Origin of the sequence: Exiguobacterium sp. s28, from assembly GCF_018618135.1 — a bacterium.
Taxonomy (GTDB): domain Bacteria; phylum Bacillota; class Bacilli; order Exiguobacteriales; family Exiguobacteriaceae; genus Exiguobacterium; species Exiguobacterium mexicanum_A.
In genome coordinates this window covers 1-22539 of record NZ_JACSLL010000002.1, presented here as the reverse complement: position 1 = coordinate 22539, position 22539 = coordinate 1, and the positions used below count along the sequence as shown (strand labels likewise).

At 53.0% G+C, this 22539-nt stretch carries 23 protein-coding genes; 20 read left to right on the top strand and 3 right to left on the bottom strand.

Annotation, left to right across the window (positions count from 1 at the left end; genetic code table 11):
- Positions 1–114 precede the first annotated feature (114 nt).
- From KNP78_RS02475 to KNP78_RS02450, 6 genes are all read left to right on the top strand, one after another.
- Positions 115–834, top strand: a complete 720-nt coding sequence (locus KNP78_RS02475) for a GntR family transcriptional regulator (protein ID WP_034777294.1) — start codon at positions 115–117, stop codon at positions 832–834.
- Positions 835–962: 128 nt separating this feature from the next.
- Complete coding sequence (locus KNP78_RS02470; RefSeq protein ID WP_034777296.1) at positions 963–2048, top strand: BMP family lipoprotein; 1086 nt, start codon at positions 963–965, stop codon at positions 2046–2048.
- Positions 2049–2109: 61 nt separating this feature from the next.
- Entirely contained in the window at positions 2110–3636 is a 1527-nt protein-coding gene (locus KNP78_RS02465) for an ABC transporter ATP-binding protein (protein ID WP_034777297.1), read from the top strand.
- Positions 3633–4697, top strand: a complete 1065-nt coding sequence (locus KNP78_RS02460) for an ABC transporter permease (RefSeq protein WP_034777298.1) — start codon at positions 3633–3635, stop codon at positions 4695–4697. Before KNP78_RS02465 ends, KNP78_RS02460 begins: the two co-directional genes overlap by 4 nt.
- Entirely contained in the window at positions 4694–5653 is a 960-nt protein-coding gene (locus tag KNP78_RS02455) for an ABC transporter permease (protein ID WP_034777299.1), read from the top strand. Before KNP78_RS02460 ends, KNP78_RS02455 begins: the two co-directional genes overlap by 4 nt.
- Before the next feature lie 91 nt (positions 5654–5744).
- The gene (locus KNP78_RS02450) at positions 5745–6542 is read left to right on the top strand and encodes a thermonuclease family protein (RefSeq protein ID WP_214823235.1); all 798 of its coding nucleotides are present in this window, start codon (positions 5745–5747) and stop codon (positions 6540–6542) included.
- A gap of 38 nt (positions 6543–6580) precedes the next feature.
- On the opposite strand, the gene KNP78_RS02445 is transcribed toward KNP78_RS02450, so the two are convergent.
- Positions 6581–6829, bottom strand: coding sequence for a ferredoxin (locus KNP78_RS02445; protein ID WP_021067177.1), 249 nt, complete (start codon positions 6827–6829; stop codon positions 6581–6583).
- Between the two features lie 143 nt (positions 6830–6972).
- Between KNP78_RS02445 and KNP78_RS02440 the strand changes: the two genes are divergently transcribed.
- The 7 genes from KNP78_RS02440 to KNP78_RS02410 all read left to right on the top strand — a co-directional run bounded on the left by KNP78_RS02440 (position 6973) and on the right by KNP78_RS02410 (position 13750).
- A complete protein-coding gene (locus KNP78_RS02440; protein ID WP_232939409.1) occupies positions 6973–7995 on the top strand; it encodes a YpbB family protein in 1023 nt (340 codons plus the stop codon).
- Positions 7979–9406 carry a RecQ family ATP-dependent DNA helicase gene (locus tag KNP78_RS02435; RefSeq protein WP_214823234.1) on the top strand — a complete coding sequence of 476 codons (1428 nt, stop codon included), beginning with the start codon at positions 7979–7981 and terminating at the stop codon, positions 9404–9406. Before KNP78_RS02440 ends, KNP78_RS02435 begins: the two co-directional genes overlap by 17 nt.
- A 41-nt stretch (positions 9407–9447) precedes the next feature.
- A complete protein-coding gene (locus tag KNP78_RS02430) occupies positions 9448–9651 on the top strand; it encodes a hypothetical protein (RefSeq protein WP_034777302.1) in 204 nt (67 codons plus the stop codon).
- Between the two features lie 164 nt (positions 9652–9815).
- Complete coding sequence (locus tag KNP78_RS02425) at positions 9816–10673, top strand: MerR family transcriptional regulator (protein ID WP_034777304.1); 858 nt, start codon at positions 9816–9818, stop codon at positions 10671–10673.
- A gap of 61 nt (positions 10674–10734) precedes the next feature.
- Positions 10735–11316, top strand: coding sequence for an adaptor protein MecA (locus tag KNP78_RS02420; protein ID WP_034777305.1), 582 nt, complete (start codon positions 10735–10737; stop codon positions 11314–11316).
- Positions 11317–11412: 96 nt separating this feature from the next.
- Positions 11413–12330 (top strand): D-alanine--D-alanine ligase, encoded by a 918-nt coding sequence (locus KNP78_RS02415; RefSeq protein ID WP_034777306.1) that lies wholly within the window; start codon positions 11413–11415, stop codon positions 12328–12330.
- A gap of 151 nt (positions 12331–12481) precedes the next feature.
- A complete protein-coding gene (locus KNP78_RS02410) occupies positions 12482–13750 on the top strand; it encodes a Glu/Leu/Phe/Val family dehydrogenase (RefSeq protein WP_021067184.1) in 1269 nt (422 codons plus the stop codon).
- Between the two features lie 54 nt (positions 13751–13804).
- Here the strand turns inward: KNP78_RS02410 and KNP78_RS02405 are convergent, their stop codons facing one another.
- Positions 13805–14812 (bottom strand): YpdA family putative bacillithiol disulfide reductase, encoded by a 1008-nt coding sequence (locus KNP78_RS02405; RefSeq protein WP_214823325.1) that lies wholly within the window; start codon positions 14810–14812, stop codon positions 13805–13807.
- Between the two features lie 36 nt (positions 14813–14848).
- Complete coding sequence (locus KNP78_RS02400; protein ID WP_034777308.1) at positions 14849–15820, bottom strand: asparaginase; 972 nt, start codon at positions 15818–15820, stop codon at positions 14849–14851.
- 108 nt (positions 15821–15928) lie between these two features.
- Here KNP78_RS02400 and prsW point away from each other — a divergent pair, with 108 nt between their 5' ends.
- From prsW to KNP78_RS02365, 7 genes are all read left to right on the top strand, one after another.
- Entirely contained in the window at positions 15929–16585 is a 657-nt protein-coding gene (prsW, locus tag KNP78_RS02395) for a glutamic-type intramembrane protease PrsW (RefSeq protein WP_034777310.1), read from the top strand.
- A gap of 20 nt (positions 16586–16605) precedes the next feature.
- Positions 16606–17271 carry a flagellar brake protein gene (locus tag KNP78_RS02390; RefSeq protein WP_214823233.1) on the top strand — a complete coding sequence of 222 codons (666 nt, stop codon included), beginning with the start codon at positions 16606–16608 and terminating at the stop codon, positions 17269–17271.
- Positions 17272–17345: 74 nt separating this feature from the next.
- A complete protein-coding gene (cmk, locus tag KNP78_RS02385) occupies positions 17346–18023 on the top strand; it encodes a (d)CMP kinase (RefSeq protein WP_034777312.1) in 678 nt (225 codons plus the stop codon).
- On the top strand, positions 18020–18643 hold the full coding sequence (locus KNP78_RS02380) for a lysophospholipid acyltransferase family protein (protein WP_034777314.1): 624 nt from the start codon (positions 18020–18022) through the stop codon (positions 18641–18643). The genes cmk and KNP78_RS02380 overlap by 4 nt, the downstream gene beginning before the upstream one ends.
- Before the next feature lie 140 nt (positions 18644–18783).
- On the top strand, positions 18784–19932 hold the full coding sequence (gene rpsA / locus KNP78_RS02375) for a 30S ribosomal protein S1 (protein ID WP_034777315.1): 1149 nt from the start codon (positions 18784–18786) through the stop codon (positions 19930–19932).
- A 129-nt stretch (positions 19933–20061) separates the two neighbouring features.
- A complete protein-coding gene (gene der, locus KNP78_RS02370) occupies positions 20062–21372 on the top strand; it encodes a ribosome biogenesis GTPase Der (protein ID WP_034777316.1) in 1311 nt (436 codons plus the stop codon).
- A gap of 17 nt (positions 21373–21389) precedes the next feature.
- Positions 21390–22433: an NAD(P)H-dependent glycerol-3-phosphate dehydrogenase gene (locus KNP78_RS02365; RefSeq protein ID WP_034777318.1), complete on the top strand. Its 1044-nt coding sequence runs from the start codon at positions 21390–21392 to the stop codon at positions 22431–22433.
- Positions 22434–22539: the final 106 nt, after the last annotated feature.

Here is a 22539-nt window from a genome sequence, read left to right as displayed (position 1 = left end):
CGAACAAAAAGTATTGCGTTCTATTTCTCGAATCCCTATACTTAATATTGGCAAGGACATTCATACGTCAGATGTCTGAGCACTGGTAAGAAATAGGTAAAGGTGGTGAGGCCCATGTCGATCAAGCTCGATCATCGCTTGCTCTATCTTCGCGTGATTGAGAAAATCAAGCAAGATATCGACGATGGTGTCTATCGTGAAGGAGAGAAACTTCCTTCAGAATTCGAGTTATCGAAGCAACTAGGAGTCAGTCGAGCGACACTCCGGGAAGCACTTCGTATTCTCGAAGACGAGAAATTTGTCGTGCGGAAACATGGCGTCGGGACATTCATCAGTTCAAAACCCCCGTTTACTTCAGGGATTGAAGAGCTGTTCAGCGTCACGGACATGATCATGCGCGCCAAAATGACACCAGGAACGAAAGTGTTGGTGGCCGAAAAGGTTCTAGCGACCGAGAGAGAAGCCGAGCGTTTAAAAATCGAACCGAACTCACCGATTTATCGGATCGTCCGGATTCGATATGCGGATGAGACACCAGTCGTCTACTGTGTCGATAAAATCCCAGCCCATCTCGTCTCGAATCCGAAGGCGTTGACGGAAGGAAAGTCATTGTTTGATGCGCTCGAAAAAGAGGTAGGACGTCGGGTCGCATATGCGATCACGCACATCGAACCGAGTGTGAACGCTGAAATTTCGACGCAACTTCAAACGGACCAACCGTTACTGGCATTGAAACAATTGCATTACGATGAGAGCGACTTACCGCTGCTCGATTCGGCAAACTTTTTCCGAGCGGACCGCTTCGACTTCCACGTCGTCCGCAAACGCGTTTAAGCACGTTCGTTTTATCCGGAAACGGTTATTTTTGGGGAACAGCGTGAAAGCGCTTTCTTATACCGGTGTAAAGACTACTGATGACATGACAACCTTAATTGTTATGATCCGAAAGGGGAAACACGACGATGAACAAGAAAAAAACAATTCTCTCAGCTTTAGCAGCAGGTCTCACACTCTCGACAGTACTCGCAGCATGTGGCGGGGATGACAATGAAGGGGCATCGAACGGCGAAGGCGGCGGCGAAGGCAGTGACTTCAAAGTAGCGATGGTAACCGATACGGGCGGTGTCGATGATAAGTCGTTCAACCAATCAGCTTGGGAAGGTCTCACGAAGTTCGGGGAAGACAACAACTTGACTGAGAACGAAGGATTCAAATATCTTCAATCATCGAAGCAAGCAGACTACCAGCCAAACTTGCAACAATTGGCACGCGATAACTTCAACTTGATTTACGGAATCGGCTTCTTGATGGGCGAAGACATCCAAAAAGTTGCTGAGCAGTTCCCAGACAACAACTTCGCGATCGTCGACATGGTCGTTGATGCACCGAACGTCGCATCGATCACGTTCAAAGAGCAAGAAGGTTCGTTCCTCGTCGGTGTTGTCGCTGGTCTTACTACGAAAACTGACAAAGTTGGATTCGTCGGCGGCGTTGAGTCTGACTTGATCAAGAAGTTCGAGAACGGTTATAAAGCTGGCGTCATGGCCGTTAACCCGGATGCGACAATCGACGTGAAGTACGCTGAAGATTTCAACTCAGCTGAAAAAGGTACAGCAATCGCTTCAGGTATGTACGGAGCAGGCTCTGATATCGTGTACCACGCAGCAGGCGGTACTGGGGTTGGGGTATTCACAGAAGCGAAAAACCGTAAGAAGAACGGCGAAGATGTATGGGTCATCGGTGTTGACCGTGACCAATACGAAGAAGGTCTTCCAGAAAACGTAACGCTTACTTCAATGGTCAAACGTGTTGACACGGCTACTTACGAAGTATCGAAACTTGCGATGGAAGATAAGTTCCCAGCAGGCGAAATCGTTGAGTTCTCTTTGAAAGACGATGGTGTAGGGATTGCTGAAACATCTGATGAGAACGTTTCAGCTGACGTCCTCGCAAAAGTTGAAGAGTACCGCACACAGTTGATCGACGGAGACATCACGGCTCCAGCGACTGACGCTGAGTTCGAAGAGTTCATGAAAACAGTAAAATAATTCATTGAGTTAGGGGGGACCCATGCGGTCTCCCTTTACTTAAAGTTAGGGGTGGACTTTCTTGGAATATGTAATTGAAATGCTCAATATTCGCAAAGAGTTCGGAACGTTCGTTGCCAACGACAATATCACCCTCCAATTGCGCAAAGGAGAGATTCATGCGTTGCTCGGCGAGAACGGGGCCGGAAAATCGACGCTCATGAACGTCCTGTTCGGTCTTTATCAGCCGGAAGGCGGGGAGATCCGCGTGCGCGGGGAGAAAGTGAACATTGAGAATCCGAACATCGCCAACGACCTTGGGATCGGTATGGTACACCAACACTTCATGCTCGTTGAGAAGTTCACGGTGACCGAGAACATCATCCTCGGCTCAGAGCCGAAGAGTGGACTGACGGTCGACCGGGCGACGGCGCGTAAAAAAGTCATGGACATCTCGGAACAGTATGGTCTTCGGATCGATCCGGATGCGAAAATCGAGGATATCTCGGTCGGGATGCAACAACGGGTCGAAATTTTGAAGACGCTCTATCGCGGGGCCGAAATTTTGATCTTCGATGAGCCAACCGCTGTACTGACGCCGCAAGAGATTCAAGAACTCATTCAAATCATGAAGCGTCTGATTGAAGAAGGTAAATCGATCGTCTTGATCACGCATAAGCTGAAAGAGATCATGCAAGTCGCCGATCGCTGTACGGTCATCCGTCGTGGACGTTATATCGGTACGATTGATATCGATGAGACGGTCAATGAAGATCGTTTGGCAGAAATGATGGTCGGGCGTGAAGTTAACTTTGATGCGGAATATTCCAAGGCAGATCCACAGCAAGTCGTCCTCGACGTCCAAAAACTTGTCGTCAAAGACAGTCGCGGGCTCAAAGCCGTCGACGGCTTGGATTTACAGATTCGTTCAGGGGAAATCCTCGGGATTGCCGGGATTGACGGGAACGGACAAACCGAATTGATTGAAGCCATCTCGGGCTTGAAGAAACCCGAGTCTGGAAAAGTGATGTTGAACGGGAAAGACGTGACCGGGTTCACGCCGCGCAAAGTGACGGAGTCTGGTGTCGGCCACATCCCGCAAGACCGGCATAAACATGGCCTCGTCCTCGATTATACGATTCGCGACAACATGGTGCTCCAAACGTATTATAAAGAGCCGTTCTCGAAGCGCGGTTTGATGAACTATAAAGCCGTGGCTGAGAAAGCGAAAGCGTTGATTGAGAAGTTTGACGTCCGAACTCCATCGGTCGATGTACCTGCCCGTGCCTTGTCGGGTGGTAACCAACAGAAAGCCATCATCGCCCGTGAAGTCGACCGGTCACCTGACTTGTTGATCGCGGCGCAACCGACGCGAGGTCTTGACGTCGGGGCAATCGAATTCATTCATGAACAGCTCATCAAAGAGCGTGAAAAAGGACGCGCCGTCTTGTTGATCTCGTTCGAGCTCGAAGAGATTTTACACGTCGCGGACCGAATCGCCGTTTTGTATGAAGGGAAGATTGTCGGAATCCGTGATCCGAAAGAGACGACGGAGCAAGAACTCGGCTTCTTGATGGCCGGCGGTAAGAGAGGAGAAGAAACAGTATGAATAAACTAGGATTTAATCGACTGCTCATCCCGCTCTTGTCGATCTTGATGGGACTTCTCGTCGGGGCGATCGTCATGCTCATCGGTGGCTATGACCCGATTCGAGGGTTCTCGTCACTGTTTGAAGGCATGGTCGGCAGCCCGTACGCAATTGGTGAGACGCTTCGCGCCGCAGCGCCGCTCATCTTCTCAGGTTTGGCCGTCGCGTTCGCGTTCCGGACCGGCCTCTTCAACATCGGGGTCGAAGGCCAAGTGTTGATTGGCTGGGTGGCAGCGGTGTATGTCGGAATCAACTTTGATTTGCCGATGTTCATCCACTTGCCGCTCGCGCTTCTCGCGGCCATGTTCGCCGCAGCGCTCTGGGCGTTCGTACCTGGTTTCTTGAAAGCCAAGTTCCACGTCCACGAAGTTATCACATCGATCATGATGAACTATATCGCGCTCTACACGACGAACGCGATTTTGCGCAGTGTCATCGGGGTAACGAACGAACGCACCGAATCCATTAAAGATTCGGCGTCGCTCGCGTCACCGATGCTTCAAGAATTGACGACGTTCTCGCGCTTGCATTGGGGTGTCCTCATCGCCGTGCTCGCAGCGATCGTCTATTACTACATCTTGCAACGGACGACGCTCGGTTATGAGCTTCGTGCCGTCGGTTTCAACAAACACGCATCACAGTACGCAGGAATGAGCGTCAACCGGAACATCATTCTCTCATTCGTCATCTCGGGTATGTTCGCAGGACTCGCAGGGGCGATGGAAGGTCTCGGTACGTTCAACGGCATGACGCTCAGCGCCTCGTTCACCGGAGTCGGTTTTGACGGGATCGCCGTCGCGCTCCTCGGTGCGAACACGGCCGTCGGTGTCGTCTTGGCAGCTATCTTGTTCGCTGGACTCAATATCGGCGGACTCGCGATGCAGCTCGGTGCGAACATCCCATCTGAGCTCGTCAAAGTCATCATCGCCGCGATTGTCATCTTCGTGGCTTCAGGTTACGCCTTTAACTACGTGATTGACAAATTCAAAGGAAATCGTAAGAAAGGAGTGGAGAAAAAATGAGCTTCTTAGAAGTCCTCTACATCGTCGTGCCGGTTGCCTTAGCCTATGCGACTCCACTCATCATCGCGGCGCTCGGCGGCATCTTCAGTGAACGTTCGGGTGTCGTCAACATCGCCTTAGAAGGCATCATGGTCATCGGTGCTGCGACAGGAATTATCACGACGCTCACGTTGACAGATATGGGGCTGGGCGGTCTCAGTCCATGGATCTCACTTTTGGTCGCTATGGTCGTCGGTGCGCTCTTCTCGCTCTTCTTGGCGGTGCCGGCCATCCTTTGGCGGGCTGACCAGACGGTACTCGGGGTCGCGATCAACATGCTCGCGATCGGACTCGCCATCTTCGTCGTCCGTGTGCTTTACAACAAAGGGCAGACCGACTTCATCGAGTTTCGGATTGCCAAAGAGAACGTGCCGATTCTATCGGATATCCCGGTGCTTCGCATGTTCTTCATCAACGTGCAGTATACGTCGTTCATCGCGATCATTCTCGCGTTCGTCGTCTGGTTCGTCATCTTCAAGACACCGTTCGGTCTTCGTCTCCGTTCGGTCGGGGAACACCCGATGGCGGCTGACACGATGGGGATCAACGTCACGAAAATGCGCTTCATGGGCGTCATGCTCTCAGGAGCGTTCGGCGGACTCGCTGGTGCAGTGTACGCTGTCACCGTCACGACAAACTTCAGCGGGACGACGATCGTCGGTCAAGGTTTCTTGGCCATCGCCGCCATGATTTTCGGGAAGTGGAATCCGCTCGGCGCGCTCGGTGCCGGTCTGTTCTTCGGATTCGCCCAAGCGTTGTCGATCATCGGTAGCAACTTGCCGGTCATCAGCAATGTGCCGCAAGTGTTGCTCTTGATTGCGCCGTATGCGCTCACGATCCTTGCCCTCGCAGGTGTCGTCGGACGTGCGGATGCACCGAAATCGGTCGGTATCCCATATATTAAAGGGAAACGCTAATCATCAAAAGGACAAATGTCCATTTCATCCAGGTTGTTTGACGCTTAAGTCAAACAACCTTTTTTGTTATACTGGTGTAGAGGTGAGATAATTGAAAAAATGGTGGCAACTGCTGATCGCCGTCGTGCTGAGCGTTTCGCTCGCGGGCTGCTCCGTCGATGACTGGTTCGCCGAACAAATCGACCCGCCGGAATCGCTCGTCGAACTCGAGGCCGATTTTCCGTCGGCGTCGGTCGCGCAACAAGTCGCACGGCCGCTCGGCAAGACCGAGACGGTCACGCTCGACCGCGTCATCGACGGAGATACGCTCAAAGTCGAGTTTGAGAACGGAGCGACCGAATCGATTCGTCTCTTGCTCGTCGATACGCCAGAGACGAGCCATCCGACGCTGCCGGTCCAACCGTTCGGAGAGGATGCGAAATCATTCGTCGAGCGTTGGCTGCCAGAAGGAGATACGATCACACTCGAGTATGACGTCGGGCGCTACGATCGCTATCAACGGACACTCGCCTACGTCTGGTATGACGAAGCGATGTTGAACGAGGAATTGTTGCGCCGCGGGTTGGCGCGTGTCGCCTATGTATACGCGCCGAACACGCAACACGTCGATGCGTTTCGGGAGGTCGAGCAGGCCGCGCGTCAGGAATTGCTCGGGATTTGGAGTCTTGAGGACTACGTGACCGGCAACGGCTTCGACCATGAGGCGACCGAGCCGGCCCAGCCGAAACGTGACACGGATGGATGTGACATTAAAGGGAATATCAATCGGGACGGAGAGAAGATTTATCACGTTCCGGGCGGGGCGAGCTATGAGCGAACGATCCCAGAAGAGATGTTCTGTACAGAGGAAGAGGCGCGTGAAGTGGGTTTCCGGAAAGCGACGCGATAAAAAAAGACATGTGCGCCCTTCAGGCACACATGTCTCTCTTATTCGTACTTGAGTGCGTCGCCATCGAATGATTCGTCCGCGACTTTAATTGAGTCGGTCGGGCATCCTTCGAACGCGTCCATCAAGTCCTCATACAATTCGTCCGGGACTTCGATCGTGCCCGTGTTGTCGTCCATCAAGTTGAACGCGAGGCCTTCGTCGTCATAGTCGAAGATGTCTGGGGCGGCTGCTCCGCAGGCCCCACATGCGATACATGTATCTTTATCAACAATCGTAAATTTTGCCATTTGTAACCCTCCATACGTTTCGTCTCTCTGCATAGAAATGATTTTCTACTGACTATGAGTAATTGTAGTCTACATACCCAAATATTTCAATGAGGAAACGAATAACGTTTTGGAAGCATAATTTTGACCGAGGAGGTGGAACGATGGTTCATTTAGCGGACGGGGTGTTGTTGCTTTCGATTGAGCGCTTGAAAGGGGAGCGCAGCGAGCGCAGTTTGTTTCATGTGTTGAACGGCAAACGTTCGGCGACGACACTGCAAGATGCCTTTTTTTATGACTTGGAACCGATTTTCGGATTGTTCCCCTATACGAAGTACGACTATGAGAAACTGCTCGCCTCGTTCGAGAAGCGAGGCTGGCTCAACCGTTCGAGCTTCACGTTGACCGAGGCCGGCAAGATGCTCGCTTCGCCGGAGGCGGTCAGTGAGCTGTTCGACCGTCTCGGCGGTGAGTATCGGGACTATACGACGATGACGTGGAAGCGGCTCAGTTTGTTCGTCCAGACGTTCATGTCGCTCGAGCATGAGCGGACGTTCTATCCGGTGCAGGCCGATCGGTTGGCCGAACGCTGGGTCAAACAGATCGTCCGGACCGAGCGGGAGTGGCAACCGCTGATCCACAGCTTTCACCAGGAGCTTGAAACGGCGCTTGAAGAAGTGGGGGACCCGTACGCGACCGCCGTCGTCTATCGGTTCACCGGTGCGTTCGAGACAGGATACACGTATGAACAAATCGCCTCGCTTCTCGATGTCGATGCGCGCACGGCGCGGCTCTATTTTTTGGCCGGGTGGAATGCGCTCCTGTGGAAATTGCCAAGGGATGCCAAGTTGCTTGGCTTCGCGCACGGCTTGTCGAGCGAGCGGATGACGTTGTCGGCGCGCGAGTCGTATGAGCAGTTTTCGGCTGGTCGAACGTTCCAACAAGTCCAGTCCCAGCGACGGTTGCGCACGAGTACGATTGAAGACCACGTCGTCGAGATGGCGATGTATTTAGATGAGTTCCCGCTCGACCAATTTGTTCCGTTTGAGCAAATCAAGCAAGTCGAGCAGTTGCGTGACGAGTCGAGCTGGGCGCTCAAGCCGATTTTTGAACAAATCGACGGGATCAGTTACTATCAAATCCGATTGGTGTTCGCGAGATTGAAACGAGGTGAGACATTTGTTTGAGAAGACGTTGAAGCGGGTGTTCGGCTACGACAGCTTCCGTCCCGGTCAACGGGATGTGATCGAAGCGGTCGCCGACGGCCAGGACGTGTTGGCGATCATGCCGACCGGAGCGGGCAAGTCGTTGACGTTCCAACTCCCGTCCTATCTTAAAAATGACGGGCTGACCATCATCGTGTCACCGCTCTTGTCGCTAATCGAAGATCAGATGCTCCACATCCGTGAACGGGGCGAGCGGGGAGTGGCGCGATTGACATCGATGGAGACGCTCGAGGAGAAACAAGACATCTTGAACCATTTGAAGCGTTATCGCTTCTTATATTTATCGCCCGAACAACTCGCCGTGCCGCACGTGACGCGGGCGCTCGCTCGGACGCGGATTCAAATGCTCGTCGTCGACGAGGCCCACTGTATTTCGCAGTGGGGCCATGAGTTTCGACCCGAGTATGCCCGTCTAGGCGAGTTGCGTAAACAACTCGGCAGCCCGCAGTGCATGGCCGTCACCGCGACGGCCCCGGAGACGGTGAAACGGGATATCATCGAGAAGTTGGCGTTGTTCTCGCCGGCGCAGTTCGTCCATTCGGCAAACCGGCCTGAGATTCGACTCATCGTCGAACGTCTCGAGTCCGAGGACAAGATGCGGCGGTTGAGCGAGCTCGTCCATGACGTCCCGAAACCGACCGTCATCTATACGGCGACACGGCGTGAAGCCGAAGCACTCGCGCTTCATCTTGACGACGCCTTGTTTTATCACGGTGGCATGTCGACTGAGGACCGCCGGCTCGTGCAATCGCAATTTTTGCGAGATGAAGTCGCGATCATGGTATGTACGAGTGCGTTCGGGATGGGTGTGAATAAAGACAACGTCCGTTCGGTCATCCATTATCAAATCCCGGCCACGCTCGAGGCGTACATGCAAGAAATCGGGCGTGCCGGACGAGACGGCGAACCCGCATTTGCCGTCTTGCTCTATGCCGAAGGCGACGAACGCATTCAACAGTTTTTAATCGACCAACAATATCCGAAAGACAAAGACATCCGTCTCGCGTATTTGGAACGCGACAACGGCACGAGTCTGGCCCAACTGCCGCGTCTCTTGCGGTTGAACGAGGAAGACCCGGTTTGGGGATTGTTGAACCAGATGCTCGCCGAGCGGACGCTTGCCGAGGCGATTGATTGGGTAAAAGATAGAAAGCGGGCCCGCTATCGCCAGCTCGGACAGATGATGGACTACGCCCTCATCAAGACGTGCCGGCGTGATTACTTGTTGAACTATTTCTCGGAACAACCGGTCAAACAAGCCGATTGTTGCGATGTCTGTGGGGAGATCGTGTTCCCGCCGTCGGTTCAAATTGTGTCTAAAAATGTGACAGATTGGAAACATCGTTTATCTCGTATCTTCTCCTTTGATTGATATCATAGTAAAATGATAAAAAAGGTAAAGGAGGGCACACGTTGCGACATCGGAACCAAGCGGACTCACTTCGTGAACAAGTGGTGGACACGTTGCCGTCTCGCGCTGAACGACAAGAGCATGAGCGGAAAGAAAAATTGAACGACAATTGGCTGAAACGGCCGCTCGCTATGATGCTGACATTGACGATGTTTGCCATTATTCTCGTATTTTTATATATAGGTCGTCATACAATATTTTTCTGACAATACGACGGGGACGTCGTATTTTTTTATGAGCAATCTCTGTTTTGTCGAACCAATCGCACAATCTCACCAATTTCTCACAGGAATTGCACAATAAAACAGGTAAAGCGCTTCAGATGGGTCTATACTAAATAAGAAGAACTTGTAGGAAAGGAGGGGCTGCTGTGCCGAAGTACTCCATTAAGACGGTCGCGTCGCTCACCGGGGTCAACCCGACGACGATTCGAGCGTGGGAACGCCGCTATCAATTCATCGTGCCGAGCCGGACCGAATCCGGCCACCGATTGTATTCCGACCAAGACGTCGAAAAGATTAAATGGGTCGTTGAAAAACAACGGGAAGGCTTGACCGTTTCCCAAGCGATTCAACAACTTCATGAAGCCCCGAAGCCGAAGCCTGCCCGCCTCTATGACGAGGAGCTCATGGACGGGTTGCTCGAGGCGTTACTTTCATTTGACGAACGCAAGGCGCACGATTTGATCAATCGTGCCTTTAATACGTTCAGTTTTGAGAAGGTCACGAAAGATATCATTGGTCCGTTGTTGATGGAGATCGGGACGCGTTGGGAGAATGGGGACATCACGATCGCGCATGAGCATTTTGCGACCGCTTTTTTGCGGGCCCGATTGTCGACCCTCTCGCTGCAGATGCCGATGAACCCATTTTTACCGCGGATCATTTGTGTGTGTGCCCCGGGCGAGATGCACGAGATCGGTCTGTTGTTCGTGACGCTTTACTTGCGTCAATATGGATACGACGTGATTTTCCTTGGTGCGGGCTTCCCGAAAGAGGATTTAAATGAGGCGTTGCACGATATCGACGCCAAGTGCTTGATTTTCTCCTGCACGTTGACGGAACATCTCGAGGACCTGAAAGAGGCGATGCGATTTATCCAAGCGGATCATCCCGATCTCGTCATCGGGGCCGGCGGATATGCCGTCAGCCTTCACGCGACCGAGTTTGAGTCGGCCTTCCTTGGAGATACGCCCGAAGCATGGACCGAGTGGTTGTCAACTATTTGACAGGTTGCACAAACGAGAGTAGCTTATAAAGTAGGATTGATTAATCTTTGGAGGTTTTCGTTTGAGATTTGAAAAGCAAACTAAAGAACATTTAAGGGTATATTTGACGGCGAGTGACCTTTCGATTCGAGGGATTGCCATCGATACGATCGTTGGCGAGAGTGGTCAAGACTTGTGGCGGGAATTGCTCGAGACGGCGGAAGCGGAATTCGGTTTCATGCCCCAAGGCACCGTCGACTTGAACGTGACAATGTTTCCCCGTGATGGGCTCGTCATCGACGTCCAAAAAGTCGAGGCAGCCGTCCCGGATGCGGATCAAGAACAAGTCGAGATCCGTTTGACGATCGATGTGATTCATCATCTGATTTATCAGTTTGATGATATCGAGGACGTCATCAACGCCTCGGTCCGTTTGTTCCCGCACATGCAGGATACGGAGCAGGGCGGGGCGCTCTACCATTATGACGGACACTATTATTTACACTTCGTCGAAGTGCTCAAACCGGACGTCGAAGAGCGGTTGGCCGCCATCTTGTCGGAATACGGCCGCACGACGACCGTCAGCCCTTACGTCATGATGGAGTATGGCAAGACGATTCAAACTGAACAAGCCGTGAAACAGCTGTACGATACGTTCGCGTAAGTACGGCTTTTTTACTGTTCTGTTTCTATTGTTTTCGGCCGACACATGGTATGATAAAACTTGAATTTTTGAGAAGTTAGCCGAAGGAGAGATTTGATGAAAGTCGCGGTATTATATGGTGGTGTATCAGGTGAGCGGGAAGTGTCGCTCACGAGTGGTAAAGGAATGATTGAAGCGCTCGAAGCACGGGGTCACGACGTCGTGGCGATTGATTTTCACCCGGACCGGGCCAATGAGCTGTTGACGCTTCAAGCCGACGTCGTCGTCAGCGCCCTGCATGGCAAATACGGCGAAGATGGCCGTGTTCAGTCGCTCTTAGAGATGGCCGGATTGCCGTACACGGGGTCGGGCGTTTTGGCATCAGCGCTCGCGATGGACAAAGCCCGTGCGAAAATTATTTTCGCCGCTGCCGGCATTCGCATCGCCCGTGACGTCCTCATCGAGTCGGGCGACGACATCGACGCAAAAATCGTCGAGTGGGGCAGTGAGTTTCCATGTGTCGTCAAGCCGGCCCAAGAAGGGTCATCGAACGGATTGACGATCGCGATGGACGAAGCGATGCTCCGTGAAGGGATTGATAAAGCGTTCGCGTGCGATACGGCTGTCTTGGTCGAGCAATATATTAAAGGCCGTGAGTTGACGGTACCCGTCCTTGGGAATCACGGGGCTGAGGCCGCACTCCCGGTCATCGAGATCATCCCGAAAAATGAATTTTATGACTATGAGTCGAAGTATTCAGAAGGTGGATCGATTCACGTTTGTCCGGCCGAGTTGCCGGACGCGTTGACTGAAGAAGTTCAAACGGCTGCCATCAAAGCGCACCGTGCCCTCGGTTGCAGCGGTTATTCTCGTTCGGACTTCCTCGTCTCTGAAGATGGGCTCGCTTATATTTTAGAGACGAACACGCTTCCGGGTATGACACCGCTCAGCTTGTTCCCGGACAGCGCCCGGGCCGTCGGGATCTCGTACGGTGAGCTGTTAGAGCGATTCATCGAACTGGCACTAGAAAAGTAAGAAGGGAACTCCCCCTTCTTTTTTCATTTTAGAAAACGCTTTCATTATTTTTGTAAAAGCCTTTCAAATTGGGCGCGTATCAGCTATACTTTTAAACGAATACGAGGTTGATTCTTGGGGGAGAATTGACAATTTAGGGGAGGAAACCTTCATGATTACGGATCAAGAAAAAGGTCATCAAAAACGAAAAAACATCCTTGAATCGACACAAGAAGTGATACACGAGGCGCTTGATAAGCTCGGGTATCCAGAAGAGATGTATGAGCTCTTGAAAGAGCCACTTCGGATGTTGACCGTCCGCATCCCGGTACGTATGGATGACGGATCGACAAAGATTTTCACAGGATACCGGGCGCAACATAATGACGCGGTCGGACCGACGAAAGGTGGGATTCGCTTCCACCCGAGCGTGACGGAGGTCGAAGTGAAGGCGTTGTCGGTCTGGATGAGCTTGAAGGCCGGAATTGTCGACCTTCCATACGGTGGCGGTAAAGGCGGGATCGTCTGTGATCCGCGTGAGATGAGTTTCCGTGAAATCGAACGATTGAGCCGGGGTTATGTCCGAGCCATCAGTCAAATCGTCGGACCGACGAAAGATATCCCAGCGCCGGACGTGTTCACGAACTCGCAAATCATGGCGTGGATGATGGATGAGTATAGCCGCATCGATGAATTCAATTCGCCGGGCTTCATCACTGGTAAACCGCTCGTGCTCGGTGGCTCGCATGGACGTGAGACGGCGACGGCAAAAGGTGTCGCCATCATGATCCGGGAAGCGGCGCTGCGCCGTGGGATCGAATTGAAAGGGGCGCGTGTCGTCGTCCAAGGGTTCGGGAATGCTGGTAGCTTCTTGTCGAAGTTCATGCATGACGCCGGGGCGAAAGTGATCGCCGTCAGCGATGCATATGGTGCGATCCACGATGAGAACGGGCTCGATATCCCGTATCTTCTCGATCGTCGAGATTCGTTCGGGACGATCTCGACGCTCTTCAAGAACACGATCTCGAACAAAGAAATGTTAGAACTCGACTGCGACATCTTGGTCCCGGCCGCGATCGAGAACCAAATCACCGAAGACAACGCCGACAACATCAAGGCGTCCATCGTCGTCGAGGCCGCCAACGGACCGACGACGAACGAAGCGACCCGCATCTTGACAGAGCGCGGCATCCTGCTTGTCCCGGATGTGCTCGCTTCGAGCGGTGGGGTAACCGTCTCGTATTTCGAATGGGTTCAAAACAATCAAGGATACTATTGGACGGAAGAGGAAGTGGAAGAGAAGCTTGAGAAAGTGCTCGTCCACTCGTTCAATACGGTGTATAACACGTCATCGGCCCGTAAAGTCGACATGCGTCTCGCCGCCTATATGGTCGGTGTACGCAAGATGGCGGAAGCATCGCGTTTCCGCGGTTGGGTATAATTAAACAGCAAAAAGAGGGAGAACCTGGCGCCAGGTTCTCCCTCTTTTTGTCGATTACGTTGTCACACCGTTACGCTCCCGAAGCGTCTCGGCAATCGCTTGGCCATGGAAGCGGCCGTTCTCGATAAAGATCTTATTGGCGTCATTTCCGGCGGCGACGACACCGGCGATGAACAAGCCGTCGACGTTCGTCTCGAACGTCGTCTCGTCAAACGAGGGCACACCGGTCTCCTCATCGACTTGGACCCCGGCATCGGCGAACAGCCCATGGTCGGGCAAGTAGCCCGTCATGGCGAGGACGTGGTCGGTCTCGAGCCGATGTTCTTCACCATGCTGACGATAGACGACGTGATGCGGTTCGATTCGAACGATCTCCGCTTCGAGCTCGAGTCGCACCTTGTCATGACGGACGAGCGAGTCGAACGTCGGCAGGACCCACGGTTTGACAGACGGACTGTAGCCGTCCCCGCGATAGAGTACCGTGACGTGGGCACCGGCCTTCTCGAGCTCGATGGCCGCGTCGACCGCGGAGTTCTTTCCGCCGATGACCGTCACACGTTGTCGGTAAAACGGATGCGCTTCTTTGAAATAATGCGTGACGTGCGGCAACTCTTCACCTGGGACGTCCAACGTACGAGGACGGCCATAATACCCGGTGGCCAAGATGACATAATCGGCTTGGCGTTCTTTGACGCCGTCGCGATCATGGCGTGACCGAACGATGAACCCGTCCTCGGAACGCGCGACCGTTTCGACCGTCTCGAACGGTTGGACGTCGAGACCGGTCCGGCTGACGACTTCCCGATAGTAGACGAGCGCGTCTTGACGACGCGGTTTCAAATCTTTACAGATAAACGGGATATCCCCGATTTCGAGTAAGCTGGCAGAAGAGAAAAATGTTTGATGGGTCGGGTACCGATAGATGGCATCGACGATATTGCCGCGCTCGATGACCGTGCACGAGATGCCGATCCGTTCTAATTCGATCGCAGCCGACAGTCCGCATGGTCCGGCGCCGACGACGATAGCATGTTTATTCAATGAAATCACCTCATCCCTCATTGTATGGAAGGACGAAACGGTTGGCAAGCCGCCAACTCACTGTTGGAAGCTGAAGCTATGTTCCATGACCGCTTGGGACGAACCTGCCTCGAGCTCGACAAGGAGGCGAAGTCTCGCTTTTTGTGAGTTCAGACCGTTCGAGAAGATGATGCCCATCTCTTTCAGTTGCTGGCCGCCGCCGACGTAGCCGTACACGTCTTGCACGATTCCGTTGAAACAACGGCTGACGATGACGACCGGCATCCGTTCGACGAGCATCTCGAGCGCGGGGACGATTGACGGTGGGACATTCCCTTGCCCGAGTACTTCAAGGACGAGCCCGTCATAGCCGAGCGCGAGCACCGCCTCGAGCAGGTCCGGCTCCATCCCGGCGACGACTTTCAGCACCGCGACCCGTTTCGTGATTGATGGAATCATTTTCGGTTGTTTTGTCGTCGGCTGACTATAAATGAGGACGTGATCTTTCGTCACCATACCGACGTTGCCGAAGTGGACCGATTTGAACGTGTCGACCGAGGACGTGTGCGTCTTCGTGACGTTGAACGCGGAGTGGATTTCACCATTGAAGACGACGAGCACGCCTTTGCCGCGTGCCACATCACTTTGGGCGACCCGAAGCGCCGTGATGAGATTGAATTCGCCGTCCGAGCCGACCTCGTTTGACGAGCGCATCGCTCCGGTCAATACGATCGGTACCGGTGCACCAAGCGTGATTTGTAAGAAGTAGGCCGTCTCTTCGAGTGTGTCCGTCCCGTGAGTGATGACGACCCCATCGTACGTGTCTTGTGTCAATTGTTGATTGATGAACTGGGCGAGCTCGAGCATTTTCTCGGGCGTCATGTGCGGCGACGGGATGTTCGAGAAATGTTTCGTTGTGATATTCGCGATGTCCGTCGCTTTCGGTAACGTCGCGTCGATCGGATTGACTTCGCTCGGCATGACATGTCCCGACCCCGATTGAGACATGGCGATTGTGCCGCCGGTGTGGATCAGTAATAAATGGTTCATAAACAGACCTCCAACTTTTTTGTTCGTTTCTTCCAATTTCTAGGTGCGACCTACTTTTTCTTTCCTCTATTTCAGTGTATGCTTAACGTGAGAAAGGAGAGATGCATCATGATTGCAATCGCCTTGTCTGCGGTTGCGCCAGGGTTCGCCCTTCTTTCCTACTTCTATCTCCGGCATGAATTGGAAGCGGAACCGCTCGGCTATGTGATCCGTTCGTTCGTCGCCGGGGCCATTCTCGTCTTTCCGATCATGTTCGTGCAGTATGCGTTCGTGGAAGAAGGGGTGCTCGTGGGCCCGTTTTGGAAGGCGTTCGTGGCCACCGCGCTATTAGAAGAGTTTTTTAAGTGGTTCATGATTTATTATACAATATACATACATAAAGTCTTTGATGATTACTACGACGGGATTCTCTATGCGGTCGCCTGTTCACTCGGCTTTGCCACGTTAGAGAATTTTCTATATTTATGGGTGTACGACTCGATTGAAATCGCCATTTGGCGTGCTGTGTTGCCGGTGAGCGGGCATGCGCTCTTCGCTGTCGTGATGGGGTTTTGCCTCGGCCGGGCCAAACATTCCGCCCATGAGCGCTTCTGGCTGTTCACGGCCGTCATGGCGGCGACATTGTTGCATGGCATGTTCGACTATATCTTGCTCGTCGAACCGATGAACAAAGTGCCGGCTGTCGTCTACATCGTCGTTCTTTGGATGGTCGCGCTTTTGCTCGTGCGGACCGCCAATCGCTCCAACCATCGCCAGTACAAATAGAATAAAAGGGGAATCGTTTCATGTTAAAAGTAGGACAAGAGTTACGGGTAGAAGTCGAAGGGAGAAAAGAAGGAAAGACAAAAATCGCGGCTATCAACGACCAAGTCGTCTGGATCGAGTCCCCGAGTGAGACGGATACGTTAAAGACGTTTTTCTTGCACGAAGATGAATCGATGCGTGTCTATTTCTTCGTAGGAGAAGAGCAGCTCTATGCGTTTGATACGGTCATAACGAGACGGGTGAGCGATGCGCAACTGACGCTTCGCTACGCCTTCGCGTTGCCGGATGAAAAGAAAATCAAGCGCGTGCAGCGCCGTGAATATTTGCGTGTCCCTGAAATGATCAATGTGACCGTATCCGCCGAGGACGGCCAGGCGTTCCCATCGTTTGAGACGACGTCGCTCGACGTGTCGGCCGGCGGTATGCGAATCGTGGCTAACCGAGCTCCGGTCGCGGTCGACGAGTCGATCATCGTCACGTTCCATATTAATGATGACCGGGGCGTGCCGCAGACGTTCCGCGTCAAGAGCCGCCTCGTCCGCATCCATGAACAGACGGCCAAACAAGAGTTGTCGCTTTGCTTTGAAGAGTTATCACACCGGGACCAGGAGACGATTTTACGTTATTGCTTCCGAGCCCAGCTCGAAGCGAGAAAACGGACCGGCTCCGTATTTTCTTCACGATAAAAAACTGGTATGATGTTCTCGGAACAAATGACCGAGAGGAGGCGGGTATCGGGATGAGCCGATACCCAATTTTTATGAATAAACCATTACAAATCGCATTAGATGGACCGGCTGGGGCCGGCAAGAGCACGATCGCGAAAACGCTCGCTAAAAAACTAGGATACGTCTATATCGATACGGGTGCGATTTATCGCGCCGTCACGTATCGCGCGCTTCAAGACGGCGTCGGTCTCGAAGACGGTCCGATGCTCGCTGAGATGATCGACAAGATGGATTTACGTCTCGTCCCGTCTGAGAACGGTCAACGCGTGTTCGATGGCACGGAAGAAGTGACCGATGTCATCCGGACGAGCGAAGTGACGAACAACGTCAGTTTCGTCGCGCGCCAGCCGGAAGTACGGGCTGCCCTTATGGATTTACAGCGTGACCTCGCGAGTAAAGGCGGAATCGTCATGGACGGCCGTGATATCGGCACGCACGTCTTACCAGGCGCCGACTTGAAAGTGTTCATGACGGCGACGGTCGAAGAACGGGCCCGCCGTCGCCACGAAGAGAACGTGGCGAAAGGGTTGCCGAGCGACCTCGGACAGTTACAGCTTGAGATTGCCCTCCGCGACAAGCGCGACTCGGAACGAGAGGTCGCTCCACTTCGCCAAGCGGACGACGCGCACTACCTCGACACGACCGAGCTGTCGATCGACGGGGTCGTCGAGGCGATCGAACAATTGATGAAGCAGGTGATTGAACGATGAGACCACTCAATAATGGGCCGTTCGGCATGTATCGTCTCGCGGTGGGCGTCGTCAACATCATTCGCCGGTTGAGTTTCCGCGTCGAATATATCGGACGGGAAAACGTCCCGCTCGACGGGTCGATGATCGTCTGTTCGAACCATCAATCGAACTGGGACCCGGTACTTCTCGCCGGGGCGATGCCGAAACAACGCCAACTCCGCTTCTTCGCGAAAAAAGAGTTGTTTGAAGTACCGGTATTGAAACATATCTTGAACCGCGCTGGTCAAATCCCTGTATCACGCGGGGAAGGCGACCGCCAGGCACTCCGGGTCGTCTTGCAAAAGTTGAAGGAAGACGAGGTCATCTCGATCTTTCCGGAAGGGACACGCTCGAAAGACGGGACGCTCGGCAAAGCCCAGGCCGGAGTCGGGTTCTTTGCGCTCCGCTCGGACGCCTCGGTGCTTCCGGTAGCCATCATCGGCACATATAAGTTCCGTTCGAAGCTTAAAGTCGTGATCGGCAAGCCAGTCGACTTGAGCGGGCTAAAAGCGGAGAAGGCGAGTGCTCAAACCGCGGCCGATTTGATTATGGCGACGATCGGTGATTTGTACATGCAGCATTCACGGAACGTTCGTTAATTTCAGGTTTAATCTCGCGCCAGGAAAGGAACTAACCTGATAACACCTTGACAAATCTTTCGAATTATAAGAAGTTTATACTAGGTGTAAGCGCCTTAGGGCGTTCCTTTTTGTACTCATCGTGAGGGGGTAGTGTTGGAATGGTCGAAGAAATGAAAGATATGCCTGATTTTGAGATTAATCGAGGTCAAATTGTGACCGGTACTGTCGTCAAAATCGAGGACAAACAAGCGTTGATCGATATCGGTTATAAAACCGAGGCAATTTTACCAATCAGCGAAGTATCAAGCATGCATTTAGACGATTTAAACGAATCACTCCATGTTAACGACGAAATCCGTGTCAAAGTGAAAAAGGTCACGGACGAAGAGGTGGTCGTTTCGAAGAAAGACGTGGATGCCGAGGCAGCTTGGGATCAAATCGTCGAGAAATTCGAATCTGGCGAAGTGTTCGAGGTCATGGTAAAAGACAAGGTCAAAGGTGGTCTTGTCGTTGACATCGGTATCCGTGGATTTATCCCGGCTTCACTCGTAGAAAACCACTTTGTCGAAGACTTCTCATCCTACTTGAATAAACCGATTACGGTTAAAGTCGTCGAGATTGACCGCGAGAAAAATCGCGTCATCTTGTCGCATAAAGCGGTTGCTGAAGCTGAAATGAGCGCGAAGAAAGCGGAGACGCTCGAATCGCTCGAGGTCGGTCAAATCATCGAAGGGACGGTTCAACGTCTCACTGATTTCGGTGCATTCGTCGATATCGGCGGCGTCGACGGACTCGTCCACATTTCGGAAATGGCCCATAGCCGGGTAGAGAAACCGAGCGATGTTGTGACTGAAGGAGACAAAGTCAAAGTGAAAGTGCTTGGACTTGACCTCGACAACGAGAAAGTGAAGTTGTCGATCAAAGAGACGCAACCTGGACCGTGGGAATCGGTGGAAGGTAAAATTCAACCGGGCGACGTGATCGACGGGAAAGTCAAACGTCTCGTCACGTTCGGTGCTTTCGTCGAAGTCGCGCCGCAAGTCGAAGGTTTGCTACACATCTCGCAGATTGCGAACCGACACATCGCGACGCCGTCTGAAGTGTTGTCAGAAGGCCAAGACGTGAAAGTGAAAGTGCTCGATGTCCATCTTGATGAGAAGAAAATCTCACTCTCGATGCGTGCGCTCGAGTCGAGTGATTCGACGCGTGAAGACGCGGACCAATCACTGCTTGACGAGTATAGTGACCAAGGAGGGTTCTCAGTCTCTGAATTGACAGGAGAAGAGACCTCGGACGATTCTAAATAAGACGGTCGTTCAAGCGGGAGCCAGACTCCCGCTTCTTTTTGTATGGTCACGGAAATAGCGCTGTGATATGATAGTACAGTTGCAATTAGAAACGATCAGTTATTGAATGAAAGTTAGAGAGGTGTTTATATGGGAATTCCAGCAGTGGCCATCGTAGGCCGCCCGAATATTGGGAAATCCACGATTTTTAACCGGATTATCGGAGATCGCGTGTCGATCGTCGATGATAAACCGGGGGTAACACGCGACCGCATTTATGGGACGGGTGAGTGGTTGAACCGTAAGTTTCATTTAATCGATACAGGCGGGATCGAGGTCGGTGATGAGCCGCTTCTCGTTCAAATGCGCCACCAGGCCGAGCTTGCGATCGATGAGGCGGACGTCATCATTTTCATGGTGAACGGACGCGAAGGCATTACAGCGGCAGACGAAGAAGTGGCGAACTTGTTGTTCCGTTCGAACAAACCGATCGTCCTCGCCGTCAACAAAGTCGATAACTTCGAGATGCGCGAACTCATGTATGAGTTCTATTCGCTCGGATTCGGCGACCCGTTCCCGATTTCGGGGACACACGGACTCGGGCTTGGAGACTTGCTCGACAAAGTTCTCGATTTGGCGCCAGATAAAGATGACTATGAATACAATGAAGAAGTCATCCAGTTCTCGCTCATCGGACGTCCGAACGTTGGGAAATCGAGCTTGACGAATGCGATTCTCGGTGAAGAACGCGTCATCGTCTCGGATATCGCGGGGACGACTCGTGATGCGATCGATACACCGTTCACACGGGATGGGCAAGAGTACGTCATCATCGATACGGCCGGTATGCGTAAACGCGGAAAAGTGTATGAATCAACCGAGCGTTATAGCGTCATGCGTGCCCAAAAGGCAATCGAACGTTCGAACGTAGTCCTCGTCGTCATCGACGGCGAAGAAGGCATCATCGAGCAAGACAAACGCGTCGCCGGCCTCGCCCACGAAGCGGGGAAAGCCATCGTGCTCGTCGTCAACAAGTGGGATGCCGTCGACAAAGACGATAAGACGATGAAGAAGATGGAAGAGAAGATTCGTAAAGAGTTCTTGTTCCTCGACTACGCGCCGATCGTATTCTTGTCGGCTCTCACGTCGAAACGTCTTCAGACGTTGCTTCCGGTCATCAAGGAAGTGGCCGAGTCGCACCGTCGTCGGATCTCGACGAGCGTGTTGAACGACGTCATCGTCGACGCGGTCGCGATGAACCCGACACCGACGGACAAAGGACAGCGACTCAAGATCAACTACGCGACGCAAGTGGCCATCGAGCCGCCGACGTTCGTGTTGTTCGTCAACGACCCAGAGTTGCTTCACTTCTCGTACAAACGTTATCTAGACAACCAGATTCGCCGCGCATTTGACTTCACTGGTACACCGATTCATATCGTGGCGCGTCAGAAAAACTAGTAATGGGGGTGCCTTCTATGGCAAAAGTTGCTGTCATCGGCGCAGGGAGCTGGGGAACGGCGTTATCACTCGTCCTCGCTGACAACGGACACGACGTCCTGCTCTATGGACGTGAAGAAGAGCATGTGCATGAAATCAATACCGACCACACGAATTCGACGTATTTGAAAGATGCGCCGTTACCGACCTCGATTCGAGCGACGACGGACTTGGCAGAAGCGGTCGCCGGCCGCTCCATCGTGTTCCTCGTCGTCCCGAGCTCGGCGATTCGTCCGGTGTCTCGTGAATTGAACGCACTTCTCACAGAGCCGGCCGTGCTCGTCCATGCCGCTAAAGGGATCGAACCGAAGACGCACAAACGTCTGTCGGAGATCATCGCCGAAGAAATCGATCCGGCGAAACGCCGGGCCATCGGTGTTTTGACCGGCCCGACCCACGCGGAAGAAGTGGCGGTCCGTAAATTGACGACCATCACGATCGCCTGCGAGGACTTGGACGTGGCCGATGAGATTCAAGAGTTGCTCACGAACGATCAGTTCCGGGTGTATTTGAACTCGGACGTCATCGGAGCGGAGTATGGTGGTGCCCTTAAAAACATCATCGCGCTCGCTGCGGGGATGACGGACGGCCTCGGTTACGGCGATAATGCCAAAGCGGCGCTCATGACGCGCGGGATCGTTGAAATCGCGCGACTCGGGGTCAAACTCGGTGCCAACCCGGCCTCGTTCTCGGGATTGACCGGGATTGGTGATTTAATCGTCACGGCCACGTCTCAGCATAGCCGTAACTGGCGTGCCGGGAATGCGATCGGCCGCGGTGAAAAACTCGAGGACGTGCTCGGTCATATGGGCATGGTCGTCGAAGGTGTTCGTGCCTGTGAGGCGGCGCATACGCTCGCTCGGGAAGCCGGTGTCGAGATGCCGATCACGGAAGCCCTTTACAACGTATTGTTCGAAGGCAAGAGCCCGCATGATGAAGTACAAAAGTTAATGAGACGCCCGCAAAAGCATGAGATGGAAGAAGTATTCCATTTCGAAGGCGGCGAAGAGCAAAGGGACTGACGTTTTCGTTCAGTTCCCAGATTGTAGACAAAGTCACGTTTCAGGCGAACTGAAACGTGACTTTGTCGTTTTCGGGCCTTTAGGCGCTCTGCCCGAGCCCCTTTTC

Excerpts from the sequence above, each read along its gene's own strand:
- KNP78_RS02475 (WP_034777294.1), top strand. The coding sequence starts at position 115 with ATGTCGATCAAGCTCGATCATCGCTTGCTCTATCTTCGCGTGATTGAG.
- KNP78_RS02470 (WP_034777296.1), top strand. The coding sequence starts at position 963 with ATGAACAAGAAAAAAACAATTCTCTCAGCTTTAGCAGCAGGTCTCACA.
- KNP78_RS02460 (WP_034777298.1), top strand. The coding sequence starts at position 3,633 with ATGAATAAACTAGGATTTAATCGACTGCTCATCCCGCTCTTGTCGATC.
- KNP78_RS02455 (WP_034777299.1), top strand. The coding sequence starts at position 4,694 with ATGAGCTTCTTAGAAGTCCTCTACATCGTCGTGCCGGTTGCCTTAGCC.
- KNP78_RS02445 (WP_021067177.1), bottom strand. The coding sequence starts at position 6,829 with ATGGCAAAATTTACGATTGTTGATAAAGATACATGTATCGCATGTGGG.
- KNP78_RS02440 (WP_232939409.1), top strand. The coding sequence starts at position 6,973 with ATGGTTCATTTAGCGGACGGGGTGTTGTTGCTTTCGATTGAGCGCTTG.
- KNP78_RS02415 (WP_034777306.1), top strand. The coding sequence starts at position 11,413 with ATGAAAGTCGCGGTATTATATGGTGGTGTATCAGGTGAGCGGGAAGTG.
- KNP78_RS02410 (WP_021067184.1), top strand. The coding sequence starts at position 12,482 with ATGATTACGGATCAAGAAAAAGGTCATCAAAAACGAAAAAACATCCTT.
- KNP78_RS02405 (WP_214823325.1), bottom strand. The coding sequence starts at position 14,812 with ATGAGGGATGAGGTGATTTCATTGAATAAACATGCTATCGTCGTCGGC.
- KNP78_RS02400 (WP_034777308.1), bottom strand. The coding sequence starts at position 15,820 with ATGAACCATTTATTACTGATCCACACCGGCGGCACAATCGCCATGTCT.
- prsW (WP_034777310.1), top strand. The coding sequence starts at position 15,929 with ATGATTGCAATCGCCTTGTCTGCGGTTGCGCCAGGGTTCGCCCTTCTT.
- KNP78_RS02390 (WP_214823233.1), top strand. The coding sequence starts at position 16,606 with ATGTTAAAAGTAGGACAAGAGTTACGGGTAGAAGTCGAAGGGAGAAAA.
- cmk (WP_034777312.1), top strand. The coding sequence starts at position 17,346 with ATGAATAAACCATTACAAATCGCATTAGATGGACCGGCTGGGGCCGGC.
- KNP78_RS02380 (WP_034777314.1), top strand. The coding sequence starts at position 18,020 with ATGAGACCACTCAATAATGGGCCGTTCGGCATGTATCGTCTCGCGGTG.
- rpsA (WP_034777315.1), top strand. The coding sequence starts at position 18,784 with ATGGTCGAAGAAATGAAAGATATGCCTGATTTTGAGATTAATCGAGGT.
- der (WP_034777316.1), top strand. The coding sequence starts at position 20,062 with ATGGGAATTCCAGCAGTGGCCATCGTAGGCCGCCCGAATATTGGGAAA.
- KNP78_RS02365 (WP_034777318.1), top strand. The coding sequence starts at position 21,390 with ATGGCAAAAGTTGCTGTCATCGGCGCAGGGAGCTGGGGAACGGCGTTA.